Annotated in this window: 1 protein-coding gene and 1 pseudogene; one reads left to right on the plus strand and one right to left on the minus strand. The window is 79.2% G+C overall.

The genetic code is table 11. The features are described from left to right. The first annotated feature begins 1,974 nt into the window (after nt 1–1,974). Nucleotides 1,975–2,097, plus strand: a pseudogene (locus tag D6689_12200) (2-oxoglutarate dehydrogenase E2). Between the two features lie 702 nt (nt 2,098–2,799). On the opposite strand, the gene D6689_12205 reads toward D6689_12200, so the two are convergent. Next, a partial coding sequence (locus tag D6689_12205; protein ID RMH40986.1) for a hypothetical protein occupies nt 2,800–3,561 on the minus strand: 762 nt, incomplete at its 5' end.

The raw sequence follows: 3,561 nt of genomic DNA on the forward strand, positions 1-3,561 counted from the left end.
CGCCCGGCCGGTAGACGCCGTCGGCGACCAGCGATCCGCCGGCCGGCTGCCGCGCGCGGACGCTCGCGCGGATTTCGCCCCGCTGCCACGACCCCGTCGCGGTCACCGCCGGCACCGGAACGCCCGCGACGGCGATGTCGTCACCGGCTACCCGGTCGACCGTGACGACGGGCGCTGCGACGGTGCCGGCGACGGACGCGCGCGCGGTCACGTGGCCGGAGATCGGCACGGCGACGACGCCCGCGTCGGCGAGCCGGCGCAGATCGAACGCATCCGCGACGACGTGGCCAGCGACGGGCGCTCCGGCCAGCGCGGCCCCCGCCCGCCGCCACACGTCCTCGAGCGGCACCGCGACCGAGACGTCGCCGCGCGCCGCCGTCGCGCCGGCGACCGCGAGTTCGAACGCACCGGCCAGCCCCTGCGCGCCCCACCGTCCGCGCCACGTCGCGCCGAGGCGCGACGCCCACGGCGTGCGCACGCGCGTCGCGGCGATCGCGATGTCGGCGGCGGGGCCGGCGTCGGCCGCGGCGCCGTCGGCGACCGCCGTATAGGCGATGCGCGCGTCCACCCGCCCGTCGGCGGGCACGGTCCACCCGGTCATGTCGCCGACGAGGGCGCCGGTGACCCCGACCACGTCGACCGACGCCGACCGGACCGCGTCCGCGCCGGCCGCGGCCCACGCGTCCACGTCGAGGGGATCCGCCGGCGCCGCCACCTCGCCCCGCGCCGACACGCGCGCTCGGCCGCGCACCGGCGCGACGTCGACCTCGACGTGGCCGACGCCGTCGGCGACGCGCACGACCGCGACCGCGTGCGCCGGCCGAACTCCGGGGCGCCACGCAAACCGGCGCAGCTCCGCGCGCGCGTCGACGGCCAACGCGCGCCCGCGCCGGCGCAGGTCGGCGCGAGCGGCGACCTCGCCGGCGATCGGCTGCGCGAACCCGAACGCGGCCAACGTCGGCCGCGCGCGCGCCAGGTCGAGATCGTCGATTGCCAAGGTCAGCGCGCCCTCGCCGCGCCGCCGGCCGGTGGCGCCGAGCACGCCGGACGCCGCGATCGCGCCCGCCGGCGACGCGAGGGTGACTCCCTCTACCCGCACGCGCCCCGCGCCGGCCGTGTCGACCCGAACGCGGCCGCCGCGGCCGGTCCACGTGAGCGTGCCGGTCGCGATCCACAGCTCGTCGATCACCACGCGCACGGCCGACTCCGACCGCGACACCGCCACCTTGGCGCGCGCCGCGTCCACCCCGCGATAGCCCCGAATCGACGCGTCGACCGCGAGCCGGCGACCGTCGTCGCGCACGTCGGCGCGCACCGCGGCCGCCCGCACCGCATGCCCGCGGAGGTCGACCTCGTCGGCCCGCACGTCCACCCGCGCGGCGATCGGCCGCCACGGCCCGGTCGCCGCGACGTGCGCCGCGGTGACGGTTGCGCGAACCGAGCGCGCGCGTACGCCGGCCGCCGCGACGTCGTCCGCCTCCACACCGGCGTCGACGCGCACGTCGTCGACCGGTCCCGCGGCGCGCGCCTCGATCCACATGCGGCCGGCGGCGACGCGGCCGGTCGCGCGCGCCAGCGCGGCCACGTCGCCGCGGAGTCGGCCGCGCCGGATCGCGATCCGTCCGCCGTCGTCGCGCGCGAGGTGCGCGTGGGCTTCGATCGGACCGGTCGCCGTGGTGGCGGTCACGTCGATGTCGGCCGCGTCCAGATCGCCGGCCGCGTCGACGACGGCGCGGTGCACCGGCACGCCGGCGAGCGCACCGGCGACTTCCACGCGCGCGTGGCCCGGCCGCGCGGTCAACCGCACGGCCGCGCGACCCTCGGGTGCGCCGCCCCACAGCGCCGCAGGCGACAGTTCGTCGATGCGCACCCGCGCCTCCGTGCCCGGCGCGTCCCACTGCCCCGGCCGACCCGCGGCCGCCGCCGCCAGCGCCGCGCCGCCGGCCCGGCCGACCGCGGTGACGCGCCACGGCCCCGCGGCGCCATCGCGCGCGACCGCGACGTCGATCGCCGCGTCGCCCCGCCACCGCGCCGCCCACTCCGGCGCGCCGAGCGCATCCGCCAGCGCGCCGACCGCGGCCGCGGGTGCGTCGATTTGCGCGAGCGCGGCGACTCCGCCGGCGGCGTCGACCGCCGCGCGCGGCACCGCGACCGTCGCGCCGCGGGCGCGCACCGCCGCGCCGGTGACCACCCACCCGCCGTCCGACTCCGCAGCCGCACCGGCGGCTTCCACCGCGAGATCCCGCTCGCGCCAGCGCGCGCGGACGCCGTCGACGCGCACGCGCAGCGGCTCGGTCTCGACCGCCGCGCGCGCGGCGATGCCGTCGATCGTCGCCCCGGCCAACGCGACGGTGACGTCGTCGATCCGCACGTCGCCGGCGACGATCCGCAGCCCCGGGCCGTCCGACGGCGGCGGCGCGACCCGCGCCCAATCTGCCGTCGCGTCGATCTGCGCGCCGGCGAGCTCCGCCACCGGAACGCGCAGTGCGCCGCCGAGCAGCGAAAACGGCTCGACCTCCAGCCGAATCGTCCGCGCCGCCGCGAACGTCGCACCGTCCACGGAAATCCGCACGTCGCGCAGCTCGATCGCGCCGGACCACGCGACGTCGACCGCGCCGATCGTCACGTCGGCCGCGGGCATCGCGTCGCCGAGCGCGCGCTCGACGAACGCGTGAATCTCGCGCTCGCCGCGCTCGGTGAACGACAGCGCCCAGGCGACGACTGCGATCGCGAGGCTCGCGGCGACCGCGACCACGGGGACGAGCGCCACGGCGCGCAGTACGCGGTCGATCCGCACGGTCAGAACGCCTCCCCGAGGCTGACAAAGAACTGCACCCGCCGCCCGGCTTGCGGGTTCGGCCGCCCGTCCGGCTCGGCCGGCGCGGTGCGATTGAGCCGATAGCCGACGTCGATGCGGGCCGGCCCCACCGGCGTATCGATGCGCAACCCGATCCCGACGGCCCAGTGGAGCCGCCCCAGATCCAGCGCGTCGAACGACGGTGTCACGTCGCCGCCGTCGACGAACGCCACCGCGCGAAACGGCTTCCACGGCAGCGGCGCGCGCACCTCGGAGCTGACCTCGACCAGCGCGTCGCCACCGCCGGGCAGCGCGTCGCCGTCCGCGTCGCGCACCTCGGGCGACAGCCGCCGCGAGCCGAACCCCCGGTGGCCGGCGCTGCCGCCGCCGAAGAACCGGCGCGTGAGCGGCGTGCGCCCGCCGCCGAGCGCGCGAAGCCAGCCGACGCGCGCACGCGCGGCGATCACCGCCGCCCCGGCGGGGACGTAGCCGCGCGCCTCGGGGACGAGCCGCAGGTAGTCGACCGCGCCGCCGGCGAAACCGCCGCCCTCCTCGGCGCGCAGCTCGACGTACGCGCCGCGCGTCGGCACGATGCGGTCGTCTCGCAGATCGACGACGACGCGCTGCTCGAACGCGCCGAGCCGGTAGTCGTCCGGCACGTCGAGCATCGCCGCGACCGCGTCGTCCACCGCATCGATGGCCAGCCGCGTGACCTGCCAGGCGACCGCCACGCGCACGGCGTCGCCCGCGCCGAACGGGCGGTC

This window comes from Deltaproteobacteria bacterium (genome assembly GCA_003696105.1).
Lineage (GTDB): Bacteria > Myxococcota_A > Polyangia > Haliangiales > J016 > J016.